Origin of the sequence: Micromonospora sp. NPDC048947 (genome assembly GCF_040649495.1) — a bacterium.
Taxonomy (GTDB): Bacteria; Actinomycetota; Actinomycetes; order Mycobacteriales; family Micromonosporaceae; genus Micromonospora; species Micromonospora alfalfae.
Window position 1 is genome coordinate 164,802 of sequence record NZ_JBEZFO010000014.1, and the last position, 18,350, is coordinate 183,151.

An 18,350-nucleotide genomic window follows, 5' to 3' on the forward strand; every position below is an offset into this window, starting at 1 on the left:
ATCGATCGGTCGCCGTGCGGAGGGATGAGCGCTGGCATCCGACGGCCGGGGCGCTAAGGTGTAGCGGCGGGATGTCCATCCCTCGTGCGACGTGCTCACGTCGCTGATCGGCCGTGGTGTAATTGGCAACACCCGGGTCTTTGGTACCCGTATTTCAGGTTCGAACCCTGGCGGCCGAGCTGCCCATCTACGTCCGTTTTAGGGTCGGGTGGGGGTAAGAGGGAAACGTGCCGGGCCTCGCGGTTAGCATGGCCGCGAGAGTGTCCGCCGTCCCGACGGGAGCCACGTCGTGCCCCAGCCCCACCCCCGTACCGTCGTCGTACTTGCCGCCGGTGAGGGCAAGCGGATGAAGTCGACACTGCCCAAGGTGCTGCACCCCCTTCTCGGTCGGACGCTCCTCGGTCACGTGCTGAGCGCCGCCGCCCCGTTGGGCGCGGACCGCACCGTTGTCGTGGTGGGGCACGGCGCCGACCAGGTGCGGGCGCACCTGTCCGAGGTCGCCCCGGACGCCACCCCGGTGCTCCAGGCCGAGCAACTCGGCACCGGGCATGCGGTACGGATCGCGCTGGAGGCCGTACCGGACGGTGCCGGCACCGTCGTGGTGATCAACGGTGACGTGCCCCTGCTGCGACCCGAGACGGTGGGCGCGCTGGTGACCGCGCACGAGGAGGCCGCCGCGGCGGCCACCGTGCTGGCCGCCGAGGTGCCCGACCCGACCGGCCTCGGGCGGATCGTCCGGGACGCCGACGGGCGCCTGGAGCAGATCGTCGAGGAGCGCGACGCCGACCCGACGCAGCGCGCGATTCGGGAGATCAACGCCGGTATCTACGCGTTCGACGCGGTGCGGCTGCGCGAGGCGCTGGGCAAGCTCTCCACCGACAATGACCAGGGCGAGGAGTACCTGACCGACGTCTTCGGTCTGCTTCGTTCCGCCGGCGAGCCGGTGGCGGTGCACGTCGCCGTGGACCACGTCGAGACGTTGGGCTGCAACGACCGGGTGGAGCTGGCCACGCTGCGCCGGTTGCTGCGCGACCGGATCAACGAGGCGTGGATGCGCACCGGGGTGAGCCTGCTCGACCCCGCCACCACCTGGATCGACGTGACTGTCGCGCTGGACCGGGACGCGGTGGTCGACCAGAACACCCAGTTGCGCGGCGGCACTGTGGTCGGCGCGGGCGCGCTGATCGGGCCGGACGTCACCCTGATCGACACGATCGTCGGCCCCGCCGCGTCGGTGATCCGCAGCCACGCCGTGGGTGCCGAGGTGGGCGCGGGCGCAACAGTCGGGCCGTACGCGTACCTGCGGCCGGCCGCCCAACTGGCCGAGAAGGCGAAGGTCGGCACGTTCGTCGAGGTGAAGAACTCGCAGATCGGCGCCGGCGCGAAGGTGCCGCACCTGACGTACGTCGGCGACGCGACGATCGGCGAGCAGACCAACATCGGCGCCGCGTCGGTCTTCGTGAACTACGACGGGGTCAACAAGCACCGCACGGTGATCGGCAGCCACGCGCGGACCGGCGCGGACAACATGTTCGTGGCGCCGGTCGAGGTGGGCGACGGAGCGTACACGGCGGCTGGTTCCGTGATCATCGACGACGTGCCGCCGGGGGCGATGGGTGTCGCCCGGGCGCGTCAGCGCAACATCGAGGGCTGGGTGGTCAAGCGTCGCGCCGGCACCGCCGCGGCGGAGGCGGCGCAGCGGGCCCACGACGCGAAGGGTGCGTCCGGTACTACTGGTGCCGCAAGCCACAGTGAGGCAATCCACGGGGCGACCGAGACGGTGGGCGGCGCATCCGGCGCGGGAGATACTGCAACCGAATAGTCCCTGACCCACCACCACCGGGTCGGGTACCGCCGACATAACGGGAGCAGACGGGCCCATGGGCAGCATCGTCGCCGAAAACCGCAAAAGCCTGATGCTCTTTTCCGGACGTGGCTTTCCGGAGTTGGCCAAGGAGATCGGCGAGGTGCTCGGCGTCGCGCCGACGCCGGCCGACGCGTACGAGTTCGCCAACGGCGAGATCTTCGTACGGTTCAAGGACTCGGTACGTGGTTCGGACGCCTTCGTGGTGCAGTCCGTCACGCACGGGGTGAACACCTGGGTCATGGAGACCCTGATCATGGTGGACGCGCTGAAGCGGGGGTCGGCCAAGCGGATCACAGTGGTCCTGCCGTTCTACCCGTACGCCCGCCAGGACAAGAAGCACCGTGGTCGGGAGCCGATCTCGGCCCGCCTGGTGGCGGACCTGCTGAAGACCGCCGGCGCCAACCGCATCCTCACCGTCGACCTGCACACCGCGCAGATCCAGGGCTTCTTCGACGGCCCCGTGGACCACCTCTTCGCGATGGACATCCTCGCCGAGTACGTGGAGCACAAGTACGCCGGCCGGCCGATGACGGTGGTGGCACCGGATTCGGGCCGGGTGCGGGTGGCCGAGCGGTGGACCGACCGGTTGGGCGGGTGCCCGCTGGCGTTCATCCACAAGACCCGTGACCCGATGAAACCGAACCAGGTAGTCGCGAACAGGGTCGTCGGCGAGGTGGAGGGTCGGGTCTGCCTGATCGTCGACGACATGATCGACACCGGGGGCACCATCGCCAAGGCCGCCGACATCCTCAAGGAGTCGGGCGCTGCGGAGATCGTTGTCGCGTCGACCCACGCGCTGCTGTCCGACCCGGCCACCGAGCGGCTGAAGAACAGCTCGATCAGCGAGATCGTGGTGACGAACACCCTGCCGCTCCCGCCGGAGAAGCAGCTGGACAAGCTGACAGTGCTGTCGATCGCGCCGCTGCTGGCGCGGGCGATTCGCGAGGTGTTCGACGACGGCTCGGTGACCACCCTCTTCGGTGGCCTGAGCTGAGCCTGAGCCCCGTTCCCACCACTTGGCACGCCGGTGGGGGCGGGGCTGGCAAACTGACGGAAACAGGGCCGGCACGCTGGTGGGAGCGCCACCGACGCGCCGGTCCTGAGCCGTGATCGGGGACTGCCGGAAACCCTGGAAACAGCTCGGGTAGACTGGTGCGGTTGCCACGGCGAGGGTGCCCGGCGGGCCGCTGAAAAGCGCCGCACGGAGGCACCGTCATCGACGCGGTGCTCCGGGCAGTCGTTCATGACGCATGAGCCCCAGCGAGCCCCTCGCCCCAGCACCGTTAGACGACAAGCCGCCGCAGCGAAAAGCATCAGGAGTTTCCCCGTGTCCGAGGTAAAGATCAGCGCCGAGCCCCGTACCGAGTTCGGCAAGGGTGGTGCCCGCCGTACCCGCCGGGCCGGCAAGGTGCCCGCCGTGCTGTACGGCCACGGCGAGAAGCCCAAGCACATCGCGCTGCCGTCGCGGGAGTTCGCCGCCGCGATCCGTAAGGGCGGTGCCAACCAGCTCTTCGCGATCGACATCGCCGACGGCACCCAGGTGCTGGCGCTGCCGAAGGCGATCCAGCGTGACCCGATCCGCGACACCTTCGAGCACGTCGACCTGATCCTGGTCCGCCGGGGCGAGAAGGTCACCGTCGAGGTCCCGGTCCAGCTGACCGGCGAGGCCGCCCGGGACACCCTGATCGTGCACGACCACGACACCCTCTCGGTGACCGCTGACGCCACCAAGGTTCCGGACCACCTCGAGGCCTCGATCGAGGGCCTGGAGGCGGGCACCCTGGTGACCGCCGGCGATGTCGCGCTGCCGACCGGCGTCGAGCTGGCCGTCGACTCGGAGCTGACCGTCGCGTCGGTGACCGCCGCCCCGACCGCCGAGCAGCTCGAGGCGACGCTGCCCGAGGTCGAGGTTGCCACCGACGAGGCCGAGGCCGAGGTCGGCGAGACCACCGAGGGCTCCGAGGGCTCGGACGCCGCCCCGGCCGAGGGCGCCGAGACGACCGAGGCGCGCACCGAGGCCTGATCGGTTCGTACTGTGCGACAGGCGTCCCCGAAAGTTCGGGGGCGCCTGTCGGCATACCGGGAGTCGCCGCGTTGGGCGTCGGAAGGGACTGGTCGTGACGGACGAGGCGGGGCCGTGGCTGGTGGTCGGCCTGGGCAACCCGGGTCGGGAGTACGCCGGCAACCGGCACAACGTCGGGTTCATGGTGGCCGAGCTGCTGGCCGGGCGGGTGGGTGCCCGTTTCGGCCGGCACAAGCGGGCGGTGGCCGAGGTGGCCGAGGCGCGGCTGGGGTTCGGTGGGCCGAAGCTGGTGCTGGTGAAGCCACTGACGTACATGAACCTGTCCGGCGGACCGGTCGCGGCGTTGGCGCAGTTCTACAAGGTGCCGGCGGCGCAGGTGATCGCTGTGCATGACGAGCTGGACATCGGCTTCGGCCAGGTGCGGGTCAAGTTCGGCGGCGGCGAGGGCGGGCACAACGGCCTGCGCTCGATGTCGAAGTCGTTGGGGACCAAGGACTACGCCCGAGTGCGGTTCGGCGTTGGCCGACCACCGGGGCGGCAGGATCCGGCGGATTACGTGCTGTCGGATTTTGGCGCGGCCGAGCGCAAGGAGTTGGATTTCCTGGTGGACCGGGCCGCCGACGTGGTGGAGTCGGTGATCACCAAGGGCGTGGAGCCGACCCAGAACCTCTACCACGGCGGCTGAGCCGGGCGGGGCGTACCCGAATCGGAAACGGCGGGCCGGTAGTCTGCGCCTTTCAGCGTGCCGCGACCGGCGACGCGAGTCGCGGCGGATCGGCCCGTGCGGGCAGTGCGGCGAGGCGACGGGAGCGGACAGATGAGCAGTCCTCCGATGATCGATGGCGCGTTCGCCCGATGGTTGGCGTCCCGAGCCGGGCAAGCGCTGCTCGACCTGCGCACGGAGATGGGTTTCGCCGACGCCGGTGCGCTGAAGTCGGCCGGGGACAAGGTGTCGCACGACCTGATCCGCACGGAGTTGGCGAAGTGGCGTCCGGGTGACGCGGTGCTCTCCGAGGAGGACGAGGGGTCGCGGTTGGCCTGGGCCGCGGAGGTGAACACCGGAGCGGTTTCGCGGTTGAACGCGGACCGGGTGTGGATCGTCGACCCGTTGGACGGCACCCGGGAGTTCTCCGAGGAGGGCCGCTCGGACTGGGCGGTGCACGTGGCGCTCTGGGCGCGCAACGCGCCGAGCCCGCACGGGCTCGTCGCCGGGGCGGTGGGGTTGCCGGCGCAGCACCGGGTGCTCGGCACCGACTACCCGCCGGCGTACCCGCCGATGACCGTGGAGGCGGCGACGGCCGGCGAGCGGAAGATCCGCCTGGCCGCGAGCCGGAGCCGGCCGCCGGTCTTCCTGACCGATCTGGCCGAGGACGTCGGGGCGCACCTGGTGCCGATGGGCTCGGCCGGAGCGAAAATCGCCGCAGTGGTCACCGGCGAGGTGGACGCGTACATCCACGCAGGTGGGCAGTACGAGTGGGACTCGGCGGCCCCGATCGCTGTGGCGACGGCCACCGGACTGCACGCTTCCCGGATCGACGGTTCTGCGCTGAAATACAACGAGGCGGATCCGCGGCTGCCCGACCTCCTGGTCTGCCGCAAGGATCTCGCCACCCGGTTGCTTGCAGCGCTGCAGAAACATTCCGGGTAGCCTGAGCGAACTTTCTTGACATGCCCGACCGGAAAGGTCTGGAAATCGGATGAGCGAGCGAATCGAGCCGGTGTCATGACCACCCCCGCGGCGTACCAGGTCTCCCACCTGGACGCCTTGGAAGCGGAGAGCATCTTCGTGATGCGCGAGGTGGTCGCCGAGATGGAACGCCCGGTGATGCTCTTCTCCGGTGGCAAGGACTCGATCGTCATGCTGCGGCTCGCGCAGAAGGCGTTCGCCCCCGCCAACGTCCCCTTCCCGGTGATGCACGTCGACACCGGGCACAACTTCCCCGAGGTCCTGGAATACCGCGACCAACGGGTCGCCGAACTGGGGTTGCACCTCGTGGTCGCCAGCGTGCCGGAGGCCCTGGCCAGCGGCATGGTCCGGGAGTCCGGTGACGGCATGCGCAACCGGATCCAGACACCGGTGCTGCTGGACGCGGTGGAGAAGCACCGCTTCGACGCGCTGTTCGGGGGCGCCCGCCGGGACGAGGAGAAGGCCCGGGCGAAAGAGCGGGTGTTCAGCTTCCGCGACGAGTTCGGTCAGTGGGACCCGAAGAACCAGCGGCCGGAGCTGTGGTCGCTCTACAACGGCCGGCACCACCCGGGCGAGTCGATCCGGGTCTTCCCGCTGTCCAACTGGACCGAGCTGGACGTGTGGCACTACATCGCCCGGGAACGCATCCCGCTGCCGTCGATCTACTACGCGCACGAGCGCGAGGTGATCGAACGGGACGGCATGTTCTACGCCGTCAACGAGTTCTTCCGCCCCCGCGCGGGTGAGGAGCGGTTCAAGGCGCAGGTGCGCTACCGCACCGTCGGCGACGCCTCCTGCACCGCAGCGGTCCGTTCCGACGCGGACACCGTGGAGAAGGTCATCGAGGAGGTGGCGGCCACCCGGATCACCGAGCGCGGCGCCACCCGTGGTGACGACCGGGTCAGCGAGGCCGCCATGGAGGACCGCAAGCGGGAGGGCTACTTCTGATGAGCACCGAGATCATTGACTCCGCGAATGCGGAGGCCCGGGCTGTCACCGGGGCCGGGCCGGAGGCCCGGGCTATGGACCTGCTGCGGTTCGCCACCGCCGGCAGCGTGGACGACGGGAAGTCGACCCTGATCGGGCGGCTGCTCTACGACACCAAGTCGCTCTTCACCGACCAGTTGGCCGCCGTGGAAGCGGTCAGCGCGGCCCGCGGTGACGAATACACCAACCTGGCGTTGCTCACCGACGGTCTGCGTGCCGAGCGGGAGCAGGGCATCACCATCGATGTGGCGTACCGGTACTTCGCCACCCCCCGGCGCAAGTTCATCATCGCCGACACCCCGGGCCACATCCAGTACACCCGCAACATGGTCACCGGCGCGTCGACAGCGGACCTGGCGCTGATCCTGGTGGACGCGCGCAAGGGCCTCGTCGAGCAGTCCCGCCGGCACGCGTTCCTCTGCTCCCTGCTGCGGGTGCCGCACCTGGTCCTCTGTGTCAACAAGATGGACCTTGTCGACTGGTCGCAGGAGGTCTACGAGCGGATCGCCGACGAGTTCACAGCGTTCGCGGCGAAGCTCGACGTACCGGACCTGACAGTGGTGCCGGTCTCCGCGTTGCGCGGCGACAACATCGTCACCAGGTCGGACAACATGCCCTGGTACGAGGGCCCGTCGCTGCTGCACCACCTGGAGCGGGTGCACATCGCCAGCGACCGCAACCTTGTCGACGTCCGGTTCCCGGTGCAGTACGTGATCCGTCCGCAGTCCACCACTGTCACCGACTACCGCGGCTACGCCGGCCAGGTCGCCTCCGGCGTGCTGAAGCCGGGCGACGAGGTGATGGTGCTGCCCTCCGGCTTCACCAGCCGGATCGCCGCCGTGGAGACCGCCGACGGGCCGGTCCCGGAGGCGTTCCCGCCGATGTCGGTGACGGTACGACTGGCCGACGAGATCGACATTTCGCGGGGTGACCTGATCTGCCGGCCGAACAACGCGCCGGCGGTGGCCCAGGACATCGAGGCGATGGTCTGCTGGATGGACGAGACGGCTCCGCTGCGGGTCGGCGGACGGTACGCGATCAAGCACACCACCCGGTCGGCGCGGGCCATCGTGCGCGGGCTGCACTACCGGCTGGACATCAACTCCCTGCACCGTGACGAGTCGGCCGACGAACTGCGGCTCAACGAGATCGGCCGGGTGCGACTGCGCACGACGGTGCCGCTGCTGGCCGACGAGTACCGCCGTAACCGCACCACCGGCGGCTTCGTCATCATCGACGAGGCGACCAATCGCACTGTGGGCGCCGCAATGATCGTCGAAGCCAGCTAACCGCCCACGCCGCCCGTCGGCTCGCGCCCGCCGTCCCCTGCCCGCGGCGCTTGGCTCGCGCCCGCCGCCTCGCGCCCGCCGGCAAGGTCGCGCACGATCCAGGAAGTAGTGGCCTCGCCCAACGGCGAGGCCACTACTTCCATGAACAAGCACGATCTCCATCCCTGGCCTTCGCCCATCCCCGGCCCTCGCCCGGCCCTGTGCCTCCCGCCCGGCCCCAGACCCACGGCCCCTGCCCCGCAGCGGGTGATCAAGAGGTTTGCGTCAGGATTCGGGCTCGAACTGACGCAAACCTCTTGATCACCGGCCGGAGCGGGGGTGGGCGGTGGGGGCAGGGGGCCGGGGGCCGGCTGGGGTGGGGTTAGGGCAGGCGGGTGGCGCCGGGGGAGGGGAGGACCGTCACGGTGCCGGGGGCGGTGAAACCTCGTTGCGCGTACGCGTCGGTCACGGCGGCGGCTACCGCGTCGGCACGGTCGGCCTCGACCAGCGCGAGCACGCAGCCTCCGAAGCCTCCGCCGGTCATCCGGGCACCCAGCGCGCCGGTCGCCAACGCTGCCTCGACCGCAGTGTCGATCTCCGGCACGGTGATCTCGAAGTCGTCGCGCATCGAGACGTGCGAGGCGGTCAGCAGCGGGCCGATGTCGCGGACCCGGCCGGCGCGGAGCAGCGCCACAGTGTCCAGTACGCGCTGGTCCTCGGTCACCACGTGCCGGACCCGTCGCCGGGTCTCCTCGTCGTCGAGCCGGGCCAGTGCGGCGTCGAGCTGGTCGACGCCCACGTCCCGCAGCGCGCTGACACCGAGCGCGCTGGCCCCGGCCTCGCAGGAGCGGCGGCGGGCGGCGTACTCCCCGTCGGCGTGGCGGTGCGGCGCCCGGCTGTCGATGACCAGCACAGCCAGCCCGTCGGCGTCCAGGTCGAACGGGATGTGCTCGACCGACTCGTCGCGACAGTCCAGGAAGAGGGCGTGCCCAGCGCGGCAACGGATCGCCGCGGACTGGTCCATGATGCCGGTCGGCGCGCCCACGTAGACGTTCTCCGCCCGTTGCGCCAGCCGGGGTTGAAGTTCCGGGGCGAGTTCCAGCCCGCCGAGGTCGAGCAGGGCAGCCAGCACGGCCGACTCCAGCGCGGCCGAGGAGGAGAGCCCGGCGCCCAGCGGCACGTCGGAGGCGATCGCCAGCCGGGCGCCTGGCACCTGGTGACCGGCCTCGCGTAGCGCCCAGACCACACCCGCCACGTACGCGCCCCAGCCGGTGACTCGACAGGGCTCGGCGACGTCGTCCGCGCCGAAGGTGATCGCCTCGCCGGACAGCTCGGACCAGACCGTCCAGTGCTCCCCGTCCTGCCGGTCGGCCGCGACGACGGTGCGCATCGGCAGGGCGAACGGCAGCACGAAGCCTTCGTTGTAGTCGGTGTGCTCACCGATCAGGTTGACCCGGCCCGGGGCTGCCCAGCGGCCGGCAGCCTCGGTGCCGAACTGCGCGGAGAAGCCGGCCGCAGCCCGCTCGGCGACATCACCGCTCGGGTTGGTCATGACTGCCCCAGGATGTGCGTGCGGTAGAACGCCCAGGCATCGCCGACCATGTCGTGCAGTGTCGGCTTCTGCGGCACCCAGCCCAATTCGTCGCGGGCCAGTGCGGACGATGCCACCAACTCGGCCGGGTCGCCCTCGCGGCGTGGCGCGACCTCGACGGGCAGTTGGTGCCCGGTGACCTCGCGGACCACGTCGACCACCTGCCGGTTGGTGAAGCCGTTGCCGTTGCCCAGGTTGTAGATCCGGTGTTGGCCGCCGGTGGCGGCGTCCAATGCCAGCAGATGTGCGCGGGCCAGGTCGGCGACGTGGATGTAGTCGCGGACGCAGGTGCCGTCCACTGTGGGGTAGTCGTCCCCGAAGAGCTGGAGCTTCTCCCGCCGGCCGGCGGCGACGTCCAGCGCTATCGGGATCAGGTGTGTCTCCGGGTCGTGCCGCTCGCCGAGCGTGATGTCGCCGTCGAGGTGCGCGCCGGCCACGTTGAAGTAGCGCAGCGACACGGCGGCCAGCCCGTGCGCGATCGCCTCGGAGGTGAGTGCCATGTCGACGGCGAGTTTGGTGGCGCCGTACGTGTTGGTGGGTGCCTTGACCGCGTTTTCGGTGATGGGCAGCTCGGTGGGGTTGCCGTAGACGGCGGCGGTGGAGGAGAAGACCATCCGGGGCACCCCGGCGGCCCGGACCGCGTCGATCAGGGCGAGCGTGCCGATGGTGTTGTTCTGCCAGTACAGCTCCGGCTTGACCATCGACTCGCCGGCGGCGATCAGGGCGGCGAAGTGCAGCACCCCGTCGAAACCGGCGTCCGCGGTGATGACCTGGGCGGCGTCGTGGATGGACGCCTCCACGTGGGTGGCGTCCGGGGCGAGGGCCTCGCGGTGGCCGGTACGCAGGTCGTCCAGGATGACCACCTGGTGGCCCGCGTCGAGCAGCATCCGGGTCACCACGCTCCCGATGAAGCCGGCGCCCCCGGTGACGAGCAGTTTCACGTCGTTGCCTCCTGCCTGGCCCGCCCGGGACGTGGCCCTTCGGTGATCACACTAGGGCGGTGGTCGGCGCTCTCGCCGTCGCCACCGCCAACCCCATTCCATCATAATCTTTCATGATTAAACAGAGCCGAACATCTCTTCACCGCTCCACCTGATCCCCGGCGTGGTGGGCCCACGGTGTCTACCATCTCTGTCATGCGGGAAGCGGCCCGTACCGGGCTCCGGCGACACGCGCGGGCACATCCCCGCCGCGACAGTGGCCCGCTCGCCCGGGCCGTTGCCCGAGTGCTGGTACGCGCCGCAGACGGGGCGACCCGACTCGTCACCGATCTGCTCGGGACCGGTCCGACGGCCGGCCGGGAGCACATCTCCGAGGCCGATCTGCGGGACCTGGTCGCGGCGAACACGGTGCTCGACCCGGACGAGCGGCGGATCATCGACGAGGTCCTGGTGGCCGGTGCCAGTCTGATCCGCGAGGTGATGATGCCGCGCACCGAGGTGGTCTTCCTCCCGGCGCGGCTGACCATCGTCGAAGCCGCTCGACTGGTCCGCGCCGAGACGCACACCCGTTACCCGGTCACCGACGGCACGCACGACGACGTGGTCGGCTTCGTGCACCTCCGTGACGTACTGCTGCGCCCGGACGCCGACCCGTGCGTCACCGTCGGCGAGTTGGCCCGGGAGGTGAAGCGGCTCCCGGGCAGCAAACGGGTGCTCGCCGCGCTGACCGAGATGCGCCGGGAGGGTCAGCACCTCGCGGTGGTCGTCGACGAGTACGGCGGCACCGCCGGGATCGTCACCCTGGAGGACCTCATCGAGGAGTTGATCGGCGAGATCCACGACGAGTACGACGCCACCCCGGACCCGGTGTACGCGGGCCTGCCCGCGGTGGTGGACGGCCGCCTCAACCTCGCTGACTTCGCCGAGCGGACCGGGGTGGCCCTACCCGCCGGACCGTACGAGACGGTGGGCGGGTTCGTCATGGCCGCGCTGGGCCGACTCCCGGTGACCGGCGACGAGGTGCCGGTGCCGGGTGAGCCCGCCGAGGTCGGCGCACCTGATCCGGCCGAGTTGCCGGCCGGCTGGCTGCTGCGGGTGCTCACGTTGGACGGCCGCCGGGTGGCCCGACTCGCCGTCTCCGCCGCCCGCACCACCGAGCAGCGCCGTGAGCCGGGCACCGAGCAGCGCCGCGAGCAGAGCACCGAACAGCGCCGCGAGCCGGGCACCGAGCCGGGCACCGGGCGGCGCCGCGAGTACGACGTTGCGTCGGCCTCGGCGGGCGACGCCGAGTCGGCCCGGGAGGCGGTGGCGGGGCAGCACCGCCGGGTCGCGGTCGGGCCGACGCGCCGGGTCGGCGCGGGCGAAGCGGGCGAGGTCAGCACCCCGGCGCCGGCGGGCCGGAGCCGACCCGCCGGCCCGTCATGACGGACCGGGTTGCTTGCTGACAGAATTATCGCCATGTCCGACGTTCCCGCCCGGCCCCGCGTCTTCTCCGGCATCCAGCCGACAGCCGACTCGTTCCACCTCGGCAACTATCTCGGCGCGGTCCGGCACTGGGTGGCGCTACAGGACACCCACGACGCGTTCTACTGCGTTGTGGACCTGCACGCCATCACCGCGGGCCACGATCCGGCGCTGCTGCGCCAGCGGACCCGGGTGGCGGCGGCCCAGCTCTTCGCGGTCGGGCTAGACCCGGAACGCAGCACCCTGTTCGTCCAGTCGCAGGTGCCCGAGCACCCGCAGCTGGCCTGGGTGCTCGGCTGCATCACCGGCTTCGGCGAGGCCAGCCGGATGACCCAGTTCAAGGACAAGTCGCAGAAGCAGGGTAACGAGCGGGCCAGCGTCGGGCTGTTCACCTATCCGGTCCTCCAGGCCGCCGACATCCTGCTCTACCAGGCCAACGCGGTCCCCGTCGGCGAGGACCAGCGCCAGCACCTGGAACTCTCCCGGGATCTGGCCCAGCGCTTCAACTCGCTGTTCGGCGCGACTTTCACGGTGCCCGCGCCGCACATCGTCAAGGACACTGCCAAGATCACCGACCTGCAGGACCCGACCGCGAAGATGTCGAAGTCGTCGTCCTCGCCAGCCGGCATCATCGACCTGCTCGACGATCCGGCCCGGTCCGCGAAGAAGATCCGTTCGGCGGTGACCGACACCGGTCGGGAGATCGTCTTCGACGCCGAGACCAAGCCGGGCGTGTCCAACCTGTTGACCATCTACTCGGCGCTCAGCGGCCGCAGCATCGACGAGTTGGTGGCCGCTTACGCGGGCCGCGGCTACGGCGATCTGAAGAAGGAGCTGGCCGAGGTGGTGACGGACTTCGTCCGGCCGATCCAGGAGCGGACCCGCGCCTACCTCGACGATCCGGCGCAGTTGGACAAGCTGCTCGCGGCCGGCGCGGAGAAGGCCCGCGCGGTGGCCGCGACGACCCTGCGGTCCGCGTACGAGCGGGTGGGGTTCTTCCCGCCCGTGCGCGGCGAGTAACTCCGCGGTACAGGTGGACGGCTCGGTGGTCGGAGGGGCGGCGCGAAGCGTGGATCGCAGTGGCGGGGTGCCGCCGACCGGCGACACCATCCAGATCGGCATCGCGGTGGACATCCCTGAGCCGTGGGGCGCCCTGCTCACCCGGCGGCGGGTCGAGGCCGGTGATCCGCTGGCGGTGCCCGCGCACGTGACGTTGCTCGGGCCCACCGAGATCCGGACGGCCAACCTGCCGGCGATCGAGCGGCACCTGGCCGCCGTCGCCGCCGCGCACCTGCCGTTCACGCTGCACCTGCGGGGCACGGGCACGTTCCGTCCGGTCACCCAGGTGGTGTTCGTCGCGGTGGCCGCGGGGATCAGTGAGTGCGAGCTGCTGGCCGCGGCCATCGCCGCCGCGCCGGGCCTGCACCGCGAGCTTCGCTTCCCGTACCATCCGCACGTCACGGTGGCTCAGGACGTGACACCGGAGGCCCTGGACGAGGTGTACGAGGATCTGGCCGACTTCTCCGCGATGTTCGAGGTCGACGGGTTCACCCTCTTCTCGCACAGCGGGCAGGCCAGGTGGCAGCCGCGTCGGGACTTCTGCCTCGGCACCTGAAGCGTCAGCAACCGAAGCGCCAGCACCTGAAGCATCGGCGACGCGCCGGCCGGCGAGCATCGGGAGCCGGTTGCCACCACAGCGCTGGGAGATCGGCGAGGATGATCGCGTGAACGTGATCGGCCGGATCGAGGCGGGCATCGACCGCTGGGTGAGCGCCGCGCGCCACCGGTCGGGGCTCTTCGATCATGTGTGGCGGGCCGGTGTGCTGTACGGCGAGGTGCTGGCCGGCCGACTGGCCGCAGCCATCGCCTACTACGGCTTCTTCGCCGTGTTCGCCCTCGCCCTTGTCGCGTTCTCGATCTTCGGGGCGATCCTGGAGGACAACGACGAGGTCAGCGCGGCGGCGGCCGACTTCCTCAAGGAAAATCTGCCGTTCCTGGACGCCGAGCAGATCGCCAACTCCAGCGGCACTGTCGGTGTGGTCGGCCTTGTCATCCTGGTCTTCACCGGGATCGGCTGGGTGGAGGCCATCCGGTCCTCGCAACGGCTGATGTACCAGCTCAACCAGCAGCCGGGCAATCTGGTGGTGCGGCGGCTCGTCGACCTGGGCGTGATGATCGGCGTCTTCGTGCTGCTCGGCGTCTCGGTCGCGGCGGTGGACGCGTTGGAGTCGCTGCTGCGTTTCCTGCTGCGCAGCACCGGGTCGGTGGGTCTGACCACCATCAGCGCGGTGCTCAGCGTGCTGGTCAACACGGTGCTCGCCACCGCGTTGCTGCTGGCCGTCCCCCGGCTGCGGATGAGCCGGTCGCGGCTGCGCCCGGTGGTGGTGCTGGTGGCCATCGGCATCACGCTGCTGAACACCGTCGGGCGTTACTACGTGGTGCGGACCGAGCGGAACCCGGCGTACACAGTTGTGGCCGGCGCCGTCGGTCTGCTGCTGTACCTCTACCTGCTCAACCAGTTGGTGCTGTTCGGCGCGGCGCTCCTGGCGACCAGCACCAACGGCCGGGTGGTGGACCTGGCGGAAACCCCCGCGCCACCGAAGGATGTCGACGAGGGCATCGATCCCGGTACGCCGGGCGGTGGGGGCTGATGACGGAAGGCGCGCAGGTGCTGATCTCGGTCGACCCGGACTCGTCGGTGCCCCCGTACGAGCAGGTGCGTGTGCAACTCGCCGAGCTGATCGGCGACGGCCGGTTGCCGGTGGGCAGCCGACTGCCCACAGTGCGGCAGCTCGCCGCCGACCTGCGACTGGCGGCGAACACCGTGGCCCGCGCCTACCGGGAGTTGGAGGCGGCTGGGCTGCTGGAGACCCGGGGGCGCAACGGCACCTTCGTGGCACCCGGCCGCGACGACGCCGTCGACCGGTTGCAGCGGGCGGCGGCCGGCTACGCGGCGGAGGCGGCCCGGCTTGGCGTGCCGCCGGCCACCGCGCTCGCCCTGGTCCGCGCCGCCCTGGACGCGGTCCGCCCCGGCTGACCGGCCGCCGATCGACAGTCGGACGGGCGATAACTGAGAAGAACGGCGTCGGCGCTCGCGTTCGCGGACCATGATGAGCCGGTGGGCGCACTCATGACACTGGACCTGCCGGCGGACTCACCGCTCCTCGGCCTGCCATGGATCATCACTTTCGGTCCGCTCGGTGATCTTGACGAGTGGGAGCCGGTGGTCTGTGGGCCGTACGAGCGACCGCACGCGTTGGCCCTGGCCGAGGCGGTAGTGGCCGAGGAGCAGTTGATGGCAGTGGTCGAGCCGCTGCTGCCGGCGCTGTCCGCCGACGAGATTCGCAGTGAGATCGCCGCCGCGCAGGTCGCCGCCGAGGACGAGGCCCGGCAGGTGGAGGGGGCCGACCTGTACGGGGACTTCGAGGACGTGATCGACGAGGAGTTGGACGCGGCAGCCGACGAGGCCGGCCACGGTGAGCCCGCCGAACCGCCGGACGAGGCCGAGGTACGCGCGGGCTTCACCCGGATCGCGGCGTTGCTCACCGCGAAGTGACGACCTGGGTTGCCGTGAACGGACACCGGCGCCACACGGAGCGGACTCCGCGCGGCGCCGGTGGCACCTCACCCCCCACCACAAGGGGCCGGTAGCCCAGTCGCCCGCCGGCGCGGGGCACGACGAACGACCAGGTCGAGAACGGGTTACCCGTTCAGCGGCGTTCCAACCAGACTGCCGCGTCAATTGGCAGCAGCTGACCGGAGCCCTGCTCGGTGAGCTGGTCGCTGGCGACGAGGGGCTGACCGTACCCGTCGATCAGGACCGGCGCGCCGCTGAAGTTGACCACGCAGGTCAGCACGGTCGCGCCGGCGGAGCGGGAGAAGGCCAGCACACCCGGTTCGCTCTCCCGCCAGGTGACCCCGCCGGCGTCGAGGGCGAGCGCGGGATGAACGTGGCGGATCCGCAGCGCGGTCCGGTACAGCTCCAGTGTCGAGCCGGGCACGTCGGTCTGCGCCGTGACGGACAGCGCCTGCCAGAGCGCCGGGGCGGGTAGCCAGCTCAGCTCACTGCCGGCCGGCCCGAAGCCGTACGGGGCCAGCTCGCCGCTCCACGGGATGGGCACCCGGCAGCCGTCGCGGCTCTCGCCGGTGCGCAGGAACGCCGGATCCTGGCGCAGCTCGTCGGGGAGGTCGAGGACCTCCGGCAGGCCCAGTTCCTCACCCTGGTAGAGGTAGGCGCAGCCGGGCAGGGCGAGCATCAGCAGGCTGGCGGCCCGGGCTCGGCGCAGCCCTTCGACGCCGTCGCCGTACCGGGTGACGTGCCGCTGCTTGTCGTGGTTGGACAGCACCCAGGTGGTCGGCGCTCCGACGACGGTAGCCTCTGCCAACGCGGTGTCGATCACCTTGCGGAACGAGTCGGCCGACCAGGTGGCGTCGAGGAAGTCGAAGCTGAACGCCTGGTGCAGCTCGTCCGGGCCGATGTAGCGGGCCAGGCGCTGTGGTGTCTCGGCCCACGCCTCGGCGACAGCCATCCGACCGCCCGGGTAGCTGTCCAGGATGGGCCGCCAGGACCGGTAGATCTCGTGCACCTCGTCCTGGTCGAAGTACGGCAGCCGGCCCTTGCCGAGCAGTTCGACCTGGCGCTGGCCGGTGGTCGCCGTGCTGAAGCCGACGTCCGGCAGCCCTTCCGCCTTGATCATGCCGTGCGCCACGTCGACGCGGAATCCGTCGACGCCCCGGTCCAGCCAGAACCGCAGCACGTCCTCGAACTCGGCGCGGACCTCCGGGTGCCGCCAGTTCAGGTCCGGCTGGGACCTGTCGAACAGGTGCAGATACCACTGGCCGTCAGGGATCCGGGTCCAGGCGGGGCCGCCGAAGATGCTCTCCCAGTCGTTCGGGGGCAACTCGCCGTGCGTGCCCTGACCGTCGGCGAAGAGGTAGCGGGCCCGCTCCGGTGAGCCGGGGCCGGCGGCGAGCGCCGCGGTGAACCAGTGGTGCGCGCTGGAGGTGTGGTTGGGCACCAGGTCGACAATGATCCGCAGGCCGTGGGCGTGCGCGTCGGTGATCATCGCGTCGAAGTCGGCGAGGGTGCCGAACATCGGGTCGACGTCCCGGTAGTCCGCCACGTCGTACCCGCCGTCGATCATCGGCGACGTGTAGAAGGGGGTCAGCCACAGCGCGTCCACCCCGAGGTCGCGCAGGTACGGCAGGCGCTGCCTGATGCCCTGGAGGTCGCCGGTGCCGTCGCCGTCGCTGTCGGCGAAGCTGCGGACGTACACCTGATAGACGACCGCGGAGCGCCACCAGTCGTCGTCGGTGGCGTGCGGCGGGGTGGCGGTGCTGATCATCCGAGCAATATGCCGGCCCATTGCTGCAAGAGTCAAGCAGATCTTGCGTAAGACAAGCGGGCGGAAGTCGGCGCGACAGCTGTCGAGCCGCGCACCACCAGCTCCGGGCGGAACAGGTACTCCGAGTTCGGGGCGCCATGCCCGTTGATCTCGTCCACCAGGGCGCGGACGGCGGCCACCGCCATCGCGGTGACCGGTTGCCGCATTGTGGTCAGCGGCGGATCGGTGAAGGCCATCAGCGGGGAGTCGTCGTAGCCGACCACGGAGAGGCCCTCGGGGACGTTGAGGCCGCGTTGGCGGGCGGCCCGGACCGCGCCGAGCGCCATCAGGTCGGAGCCGCAGACCACGCCTGTGACGCCGCGGTCCAACAGGCGGCCGGCCGCCGCCTCGCCACCCTCCACTCCGAACAGTGACAGCTCAGCGAGGGGGCCCAGGTCGGCTTCGGCGACGCCGGCCAGCCGGGTCATCGCGGAACGCCAGCCGGCCACCTTGCGCTGCACCGGGACGAACCGGTCCGGCCCGGTGATCAGGCCGATCCGTCGGTGTCCGAGGGCGACCAGATGGGCGACCGCCAGTTCGGCCGCCTCCCGGTCGTCGCAGGAGACGAAGGGCGCGCCGATGCCGGGCACGTACCCGTTGATCATCACGACCGGCAGCGGCCGGGCGAGCAGCGCCCGGTAGCGGTCGTGGTTGGCGGCCGTGTCGGCGTGCAGGCCGGAGACGAAGACGATCCCGGAGACCTGCCGGTCCAGCAGCATCTCCACGTACTCGTCCTCGGTCACGCCGCCGGCGGTCTGGGTGCAGAGCACCGGGGTGAAACCACTCTGCGCCAGGGTGGACTCGATGACCTGGGCGAAGGCGGGGAAGATCGGGTTGTCCAGCTCCGGCACCACCAGGCCGACCAGGCCGGCGCTGCGCTTACGCAGCCGGGCTGGGCGCTCGTAGCCGAGCACGTCGAGGGCGGTGAGGACGGCCTGCCGGGTCTCCGGGGCCACGCCGGGGCGGTCGTTGAGCACCCGCGACACCGTGGCCTCGCTGACTTCGGCCTGCTGGGCGATGTCGGACAGTCGAGCGCGCATGGCGGCACTTTAGCCCACCGGCAAGTTCTTGCGGGGTGCCTTGCAAACCCTTCCATTACTTGCAACGTCTTGCTAACGTCCCCGCAACATGCGAGAGC

The 18,350-nt window shown here is 70.7% G+C and carries 16 protein-coding genes, 1 tRNA gene and 1 pseudogene; 14 read left to right on the plus strand and 4 right to left on the minus strand.

Features of this window, described 5'->3' with window-relative positions:
- Window positions 1-107: 107 nt before the first annotated feature.
- The 8 genes from AB0B98_RS21130 (at window position 108) to AB0B98_RS21165 (ending at window position 7,853) form a co-directional block, all read left to right on the plus strand.
- A tRNA-Gln gene (locus AB0B98_RS21130) sits at window positions 108-179 on the plus strand.
- 110 nt (window positions 180-289) lie between these two features.
- Window positions 290-1,822, plus strand: a complete 1,533-nt coding sequence (glmU, locus tag AB0B98_RS21135; RefSeq protein ID WP_357364665.1) for a bifunctional UDP-N-acetylglucosamine diphosphorylase/glucosamine-1-phosphate N-acetyltransferase GlmU — start codon at window positions 290-292, stop codon at window positions 1,820-1,822.
- A gap of 58 nt (window positions 1,823-1,880) precedes the next feature.
- Window positions 1,881-2,861, plus strand: coding sequence for a ribose-phosphate diphosphokinase (locus tag AB0B98_RS21140; protein ID WP_030329105.1), 981 nt, complete (start codon window positions 1,881-1,883; stop codon window positions 2,859-2,861).
- Window positions 2,862-3,194: 333 nt separating this feature from the next.
- Window positions 3,195-3,890, plus strand: a complete 696-nt coding sequence (locus AB0B98_RS21145) for a 50S ribosomal protein L25/general stress protein Ctc (protein ID WP_357364667.1) — start codon at window positions 3,195-3,197, stop codon at window positions 3,888-3,890.
- 94 nt (window positions 3,891-3,984) lie between these two features.
- Window positions 3,985-4,575, plus strand: coding sequence for an aminoacyl-tRNA hydrolase (pth, locus tag AB0B98_RS21150; RefSeq protein WP_357364669.1), 591 nt, complete (start codon window positions 3,985-3,987; stop codon window positions 4,573-4,575).
- A 132-nt stretch (window positions 4,576-4,707) separates the two neighbouring features.
- Window positions 4,708-5,538 carry a 3'(2'),5'-bisphosphate nucleotidase CysQ gene (locus AB0B98_RS21155; RefSeq protein ID WP_091394622.1) on the plus strand — a complete coding sequence of 277 codons (831 nt, stop codon included), beginning with the start codon at window positions 4,708-4,710 and terminating at the stop codon, window positions 5,536-5,538.
- A gap of 75 nt (window positions 5,539-5,613) precedes the next feature.
- Window positions 5,614-6,525, plus strand: coding sequence for a sulfate adenylyltransferase subunit CysD (cysD, locus tag AB0B98_RS21160; RefSeq protein ID WP_238671159.1), 912 nt, complete (start codon window positions 5,614-5,616; stop codon window positions 6,523-6,525).
- 74 nt (window positions 6,526-6,599) lie between these two features.
- Window positions 6,600-7,853 carry a GTP-binding protein gene (locus tag AB0B98_RS21165; RefSeq protein WP_124863102.1) on the plus strand — a complete coding sequence of 418 codons (1,254 nt, stop codon included), beginning with the start codon at window positions 6,600-6,602 and terminating at the stop codon, window positions 7,851-7,853.
- 361 nt (window positions 7,854-8,214) lie between these two features.
- Here AB0B98_RS21165 and galK read toward each other — a convergent pair whose 3' ends face one another.
- Both galK and galE read right to left on the minus strand, forming a co-directional pair.
- Complete coding sequence (gene galK, locus AB0B98_RS21170) at window positions 8,215-9,384, minus strand: galactokinase (protein ID WP_357364671.1); 1,170 nt, start codon at window positions 9,382-9,384, stop codon at window positions 8,215-8,217.
- Window positions 9,381-10,364, minus strand: coding sequence for a UDP-glucose 4-epimerase GalE (gene galE / locus AB0B98_RS21175; RefSeq protein WP_210784772.1), 984 nt, complete (start codon window positions 10,362-10,364; stop codon window positions 9,381-9,383). Before galE ends, galK begins: the two co-directional genes overlap by 4 nt.
- 195 nt (window positions 10,365-10,559) lie before the next feature.
- Here galE and AB0B98_RS21180 point away from each other — a divergent pair.
- The 6 genes and pseudogenes from AB0B98_RS21180 to AB0B98_RS21205 all read left to right on the plus strand — a co-directional run.
- A pseudogene (locus AB0B98_RS21180) lies at window positions 10,560-11,540 on the plus strand (hemolysin family protein); the annotation flags it as partial.
- Window positions 11,541-11,822: 282 nt separating this feature from the next.
- Window positions 11,823-12,848 (plus strand): tryptophan--tRNA ligase, encoded by a 1,026-nt coding sequence (gene trpS, locus AB0B98_RS21185; protein ID WP_238680461.1) that lies wholly within the window; start codon window positions 11,823-11,825, stop codon window positions 12,846-12,848.
- 25 nt (window positions 12,849-12,873) lie between these two features.
- The gene (locus AB0B98_RS21190; RefSeq protein ID WP_357364673.1) at window positions 12,874-13,443 is read left to right on the plus strand and encodes a 2'-5' RNA ligase family protein; all 570 of its coding nucleotides are present in this window, start codon (window positions 12,874-12,876) and stop codon (window positions 13,441-13,443) included.
- Window positions 13,444-13,552: 109 nt separating this feature from the next.
- Complete coding sequence (locus tag AB0B98_RS21195) at window positions 13,553-14,479, plus strand: YhjD/YihY/BrkB family envelope integrity protein (protein ID WP_357364676.1); 927 nt, start codon at window positions 13,553-13,555, stop codon at window positions 14,477-14,479.
- Window positions 14,479-14,865 carry a GntR family transcriptional regulator gene (locus tag AB0B98_RS21200; protein ID WP_091394595.1) on the plus strand — a complete coding sequence of 129 codons (387 nt, stop codon included), beginning with the start codon at window positions 14,479-14,481 and terminating at the stop codon, window positions 14,863-14,865. Before AB0B98_RS21195 ends, AB0B98_RS21200 begins: the two co-directional genes overlap by 1 nt.
- An 81-nt stretch (window positions 14,866-14,946) precedes the next feature.
- Window positions 14,947-15,384, plus strand: coding sequence for a hypothetical protein (locus AB0B98_RS21205; RefSeq protein ID WP_091394593.1), 438 nt, complete (start codon window positions 14,947-14,949; stop codon window positions 15,382-15,384).
- Window positions 15,385-15,538: 154 nt separating this feature from the next.
- On the opposite strand, the gene AB0B98_RS21210 is transcribed toward AB0B98_RS21205, so the two are convergent.
- Both AB0B98_RS21210 and AB0B98_RS21215 read right to left on the minus strand, forming a co-directional pair.
- Window positions 15,539-17,173 (minus strand): glycoside hydrolase family 13 protein, encoded by a 1,635-nt coding sequence (locus AB0B98_RS21210; RefSeq protein WP_357364678.1) that lies wholly within the window; start codon window positions 17,171-17,173, stop codon window positions 15,539-15,541.
- Window positions 17,174-17,205: 32 nt separating this feature from the next.
- Window positions 17,206-18,252 (minus strand): LacI family DNA-binding transcriptional regulator, encoded by a 1,047-nt coding sequence (locus AB0B98_RS21215; RefSeq protein ID WP_238671149.1) that lies wholly within the window; start codon window positions 18,250-18,252, stop codon window positions 17,206-17,208.
- Window positions 18,253-18,350: the final 98 nt, after the last annotated feature.

Excerpts from the sequence above, each read along its gene's own strand:
- AB0B98_RS21215 (WP_238671149.1), bottom strand. The coding sequence starts at position 18,252 with ATGCGCGCTCGACTGTCCGACATCGCCCAGCAGGCCGAAGTCAGCGAG.
- cysD (WP_238671159.1), top strand. The coding sequence starts at position 5,614 with ATGACCACCCCCGCGGCGTACCAGGTCTCCCACCTGGACGCCTTGGAA.
- AB0B98_RS21155 (WP_091394622.1), top strand. The coding sequence starts at position 4,708 with ATGAGCAGTCCTCCGATGATCGATGGCGCGTTCGCCCGATGGTTGGCG.
- AB0B98_RS21200 (WP_091394595.1), top strand. The coding sequence starts at position 14,479 with ATGACGGAAGGCGCGCAGGTGCTGATCTCGGTCGACCCGGACTCGTCG.
- galK (WP_357364671.1), bottom strand. The coding sequence starts at position 9,384 with ATGACCAACCCGAGCGGTGATGTCGCCGAGCGGGCTGCGGCCGGCTTC.
- AB0B98_RS21210 (WP_357364678.1), bottom strand. The coding sequence starts at position 17,173 with ATGATCAGCACCGCCACCCCGCCGCACGCCACCGACGACGACTGGTGG.
- AB0B98_RS21140 (WP_030329105.1), top strand. The coding sequence starts at position 1,881 with ATGGGCAGCATCGTCGCCGAAAACCGCAAAAGCCTGATGCTCTTTTCC.
- trpS (WP_238680461.1), top strand. The coding sequence starts at position 11,823 with ATGTCCGACGTTCCCGCCCGGCCCCGCGTCTTCTCCGGCATCCAGCCG.
- AB0B98_RS21165 (WP_124863102.1), top strand. The coding sequence starts at position 6,600 with ATGGACCTGCTGCGGTTCGCCACCGCCGGCAGCGTGGACGACGGGAAG.